At 54.3% G+C, this 4,050-nt stretch carries 5 protein-coding genes, 1 tRNA gene and 1 pseudogene; 5 read left to right on the top strand and 2 right to left on the bottom strand.

What is annotated here, in order from left to right; all coding sequences use genetic code 11:
* The 3 genes and pseudogenes from TRICHSKD4_RS16550 to TRICHSKD4_RS16540 form a co-directional block, all read left to right on the top strand.
* Positions 1 to 196 (top strand): annotated as a pseudogene (locus TRICHSKD4_RS16550) (ABC transporter ATP-binding protein); the annotation flags it as partial.
* Positions 193 to 972: an ABC transporter ATP-binding protein gene (locus TRICHSKD4_RS16545; protein WP_009468027.1), complete on the top strand. Its 780-nt coding sequence runs from the start codon at positions 193 to 195 to the stop codon at positions 970 to 972. The pseudogene TRICHSKD4_RS16550 and the gene TRICHSKD4_RS16545, both read left to right, overlap by 4 nt.
* Before the next feature lie 94 nt (positions 973 to 1,066).
* Complete coding sequence (locus TRICHSKD4_RS16540) at positions 1,067 to 2,008, top strand: ornithine cyclodeaminase family protein (RefSeq protein WP_009468026.1); 942 nt, start codon at positions 1,067 to 1,069, stop codon at positions 2,006 to 2,008.
* Between the two features lie 105 nt (positions 2,009 to 2,113).
* On the opposite strand, the gene TRICHSKD4_RS16535 is transcribed toward TRICHSKD4_RS16540, so the two are convergent.
* Both TRICHSKD4_RS16535 and gloA read right to left on the bottom strand, forming a co-directional pair.
* Positions 2,114 to 2,189, bottom strand: a tRNA-Glu gene (locus tag TRICHSKD4_RS16535).
* A gap of 125 nt (positions 2,190 to 2,314) precedes the next feature.
* A complete protein-coding gene (gene gloA / locus TRICHSKD4_RS16530; protein ID WP_009468025.1) occupies positions 2,315 to 2,755 on the bottom strand; it encodes a lactoylglutathione lyase in 441 nt (146 codons plus the stop codon).
* 52 nt (positions 2,756 to 2,807) lie between these two features.
* Here gloA and TRICHSKD4_RS16525 point away from each other — a divergent pair, with 52 nt between their 5' ends.
* Together TRICHSKD4_RS16525 and TRICHSKD4_RS16520 are read left to right on the top strand one after the other, a co-directional pair.
* Positions 2,808 to 3,572, top strand: a complete 765-nt coding sequence (locus TRICHSKD4_RS16525; protein ID WP_009468024.1) for a Sir2 family NAD-dependent protein deacetylase — start codon at positions 2,808 to 2,810, stop codon at positions 3,570 to 3,572.
* 152 nt (positions 3,573 to 3,724) lie between these two features.
* The coding region (locus TRICHSKD4_RS16520; protein ID WP_040617147.1) for a cold-shock protein at positions 3,725 to 4,050 on the top strand (326 nt) is incomplete at its 3' end.

The following is a 4,050-nucleotide window of genomic DNA, read 5'->3' as shown; positions in this document are numbered from 1 at the left end:
GATTGACCTGTTGCAGCGCATCGGGGACCGCGGCATCACCAAAGTCGTGATTGAGCATGACATGCACGTGGTGTTCTCACTGGCCAAAAAGGTCACTGTTCTGGCGCAAGGGACAATCATCGCAGAAGGAAAGCCTGAGGACATCAAGGGTGATCCGCGCGTTCAGGAAGCATATTTGGGAGGGGCACACCTGTGACCATTCTTGAAGACCAATTCTCGGGCAAGCAGGCTCCAGCGGTCCCGCCGAAACGTGCCCAGGGCGGCGCTCCAGCGTTCTTCTCAGCGTGGGACATGCATGCCTATTACGGCGAAAGCTATATCGTTCAGGGCGTCAACTTTGATATCCGGGAAGGCGAAATTCTCGCACTTCTTGGCCGCAACGGCGCGGGCAAAACATCCACTTTGCGAACCATATCCCGCATGGATGACCCTGAACTGCGGAAGGGGGAAATCTGGCTCGACCATAAGCCGCTTCATGAGATGAAAAGCCATGATGCCGCCCGTGTCGGTGTCGGGCTTGTTCCCGAAGATCGCCGGATCATTCCGGGTCTCACCGTTCAGGAAAACCTTGAGCTTGCGCAGATCGCCGAGCCCAAGGGCTGGTCCATTGAACGGATTTACGATCACTTTCCGCGGCTGGCGGAAAGACGGAATCAGGAAGGTGTCACCATGTCCGGTGGTGAACAGCAGATGCTGGCGGTTGCCCGAGTTCTCGCTCGGGACATCAAGCTATTGTTGCTGGATGAGCCTTACGAAGGTTTGGCACCTGTGATCGTGCAGGAGATTGAGCGCATTCTTGAAGGCGTCAAGGAATTGGGCATCACGACAGTCATTGTGGAGCAAAACGCGATTGCCGCGCTTCACCTGGCTGATCGGGCCGTCATCCTTGACACTGGCGAAGTGGTGTTCGACGGTACGGCCCAAGAAGTGCTCGACAACGCAGAACTACGACAGGAGTATCTGGCGATCTAACGTCATTGCTTCCTAGAAGTTTTAATGCACCGGCGCTCTCAGGAGCGCCGGTTTTTTGTTGGGCTGAACCATTTTGAGTGAGGTGTATCGTTCCATGTTGTTGCTGTCAGAAAGCCAGACCAGAAATGCCCTTCCGTTTGCAGAGCTGGTGGATGCACTGGACGCAATGTTCAAATCCGGGTGCGACATGCCGGTCCGCCATCACCATGACATGAAAGTCTCAGGTGAGCCGGATGCCACCATGCTTTTGATGCCCGCTTGGGTGCCGGGGAAATACTCTGGCGTCAAAATCGCTCATGTGGTTCCAGGAAATGCAGACCGTGGTCTGCCTGCAGTCTCAGCCTCCTATCTACTGTCCGATGCCGGGACAGGGGCAGCGCTGGCGCTTGTTGACGGCGGCGAACTAACAGCACGAAGAACAGCCGCAGCCTCTGCGCTCGCAGCACGTTTTTTGGCCAAAGAAGACGCCTCCCATCTTGTGGTCGTCGGGACAGGGCGTTTGTCGGTCAACCTGGTTCAAGCTCATGCTGCCGTCCGCCCGATCACTCAGGTGACGATCTGGGGGCGTTCTCTTGAAAAGGCTAGCGCAATTGCCGCGCAAGTTAAGAGCGAGACCGGAATAACAGCGGTTGCTACCGAGGATCTCGCCACGGCATACGGGTCCGCTGACATCATCTCTGCGGCAACCTTGTCCGAGCAGCCGTTGATTAAGGGAGAATGGTTGTCACCCGGAACCCATGTCGATCTGGTTGGTGCTTTTAAGCCAACCATGCGCGAGAGTGATGATGAAGCAATTCGCCGCGCATCTGTGTTTGTCGACACGAGAGATGGCTGCACCAAAGAGGGGGGAGATATTGTCCAACCATTGGCATCGGGCGTTCTGACGCTTGAGGGGATTGAGGCGGATTTATACGAGCTGGCACGCGGGACGCATCAGGGCCGAAAGTCGGCAGATGAAATCACGCTTTTCAAGTCAGTGGGAGCAGCGCTGGAAGATCTGGCGGGCGCAATCTTGGCCTATGAGAGCAGCACTTAGTGCTGCTTGATATTATGTGTCAAAAAACCTGCGTGAGTTTTTGTATCCACGTATCAAAAACTCACGAACGAACACTGAGAATTATATACTGATAGAAGAAAGAAATGGCACGCCCAACGGGACTCGAACCCGTGTTTCCGCCGTGAAAGGGCGGCGTCCTAGACCGCTAGACGATGGGCGCGCGGTCAACGCAATCGCGTTGTGGAGGCGCTTATACGGGGGATTTTTGTTCCCCGCAATAGCTTCTTGAAAAAAATGTTTCAAGGCCAGATAGCCGGCCTCGAAACACTGGATAACTTCGCCAGCTTACCAAGTGCCGGTGTTCTCCATAGAGGCCCAAGGGTCCTGAGCTGCAAGCGCCTCGCCCTTCTGCAGAAGCTCGATGGAAATGTTGTCGGGCGACTTGATGAAGGCCATGTATCCATCCCGTGGCGGGCGGTTGATGGTCACACCTTGTTCCTGAAGTTTGGCGCAAGTTTCATAGATGTCGTCAACTTCATAGGCGAGGTGGCCGAAATTTCGGCCGCCGTCATACTCTTCTGGGTCCCAGTTATAGGTCAGCTCAAGCAGGGGGGCCTTGGATGCGCGGCCATTAGCTTCGTCTTTGGAGGCCGCCAAGAAGATCAGCGTGAACCGTCCTTTGTCATTATCAATCCGGCGCACTTCCGTCATGCCGAGTTTGTTGCAATAAAAGTCGAGGGACGCGTCGACGTCTTTCACGCGGACCATCGTGTGCAGATAGCGCATTTTGTATTCCCTGTTCTAAATTCGAAAAGCGGTGCTTTTAGTAGCTACTGATATGATAGAGCCCATTGTTGATCTTGGCGAAGCGCAAGACTGTCTCACAACTCTTTTTGACCAGCCGGACCTGTCCTGTGCCGTTCTCACAGGCGCTGGAATTTCAACAGACAGCGGTATTCCCGATTTTCGATCTCCCGGCGGGATTTGGTCTAAGCGGCTGCCGGTTCAGTTTCAGGATTTTGTCCAATCAGCGGAAAGCAGACGCGAGGATTGGCTGCGCCGGCTCGAAATGCTCGACATTTTCGAAAAGGCAGAACCGAATGCCGCGCACCGATTTTTGGTCGATTTGGAGCAGCCCGGCAAACTTGAGCTGTTGGTCACCCAAAATGTTGATGGATTGCATCAGAGGGCAGGGACATCGACGGAAAAACTCGTCGAGCTGCACGGCAACAGCACTTTTGCGACCTGTCTGGATTGCGGCAAGCGCCACGAGCTGGAACCTTTGAGACCTCTCGTGGCAGCTGGAGATAGCCCCAAATGTTCCGCTTGCAATGGATTGTTGAAACCAGCGGTCGTCAGTTTTGGCCAACAGATGCCCATGAAAAAGCTGCAACACGCTGCGCGGGTGGCCGCGTCAGTTGATGTGTTTTTGGTGATCGGGTCTTCTCTGGTTGTCTATCCCGCAGCGGAACTTCCAGTCATCGCTGCAGAAGCAGGCGCGACACTTGTGATCGTTAACGGAGAAGAGACGCCAATAGACGGGCTTGCTGACCATATATTGCGCACGCGCATTGCAAAAACCTTCGAAAAAATCACGATCTAGGTATTTTCTCTTTAAAATCGGCTGTGGTTAGTGCCACAAATAAGCTTTCCGCATTTAAAGCGGATGTTATGCTTTTGTTTAGGAATCAGTGGTCAGTGAGTCGATTGGCTTGTCCTGACTTTTATTGCGGATCAGACACGGGACATATTGCTATGGGGGGAAAAACCGCTACGGATCCCCGCGTACTCGAGACGGGCGCCGATGAAGTCGCTCTTGATGTTTTCGAGGTCGCTGGAACTATCAAGTGGTTCGACGTCGCCAAAGGGTACGGGTTCATCGTTCCCGATGATGGCGAGTCAGATATTCTTCTACACGTGACCTGCTTGCGACGAGACGGCTTTCAGACTGCTTATGAAGGTGCGCGCGTCGTATGCGAAGTCTTGGATCGCCCGCGAGGCCTGCAGGCTTTTCGCATTCTCTCCATGGATGAAACGGTTGCTCAGCATCCTTCGCAGCTGCCACCCTCGCGCACACATGT

It is taken from the genome of Roseibium sp. TrichSKD4 (assembly GCF_000148725.1).
GTDB lineage: Bacteria > Pseudomonadota > Alphaproteobacteria > Rhizobiales > Stappiaceae > Roseibium.
This window is presented reverse-complemented; position numbering and strand designations above follow the sequence as displayed.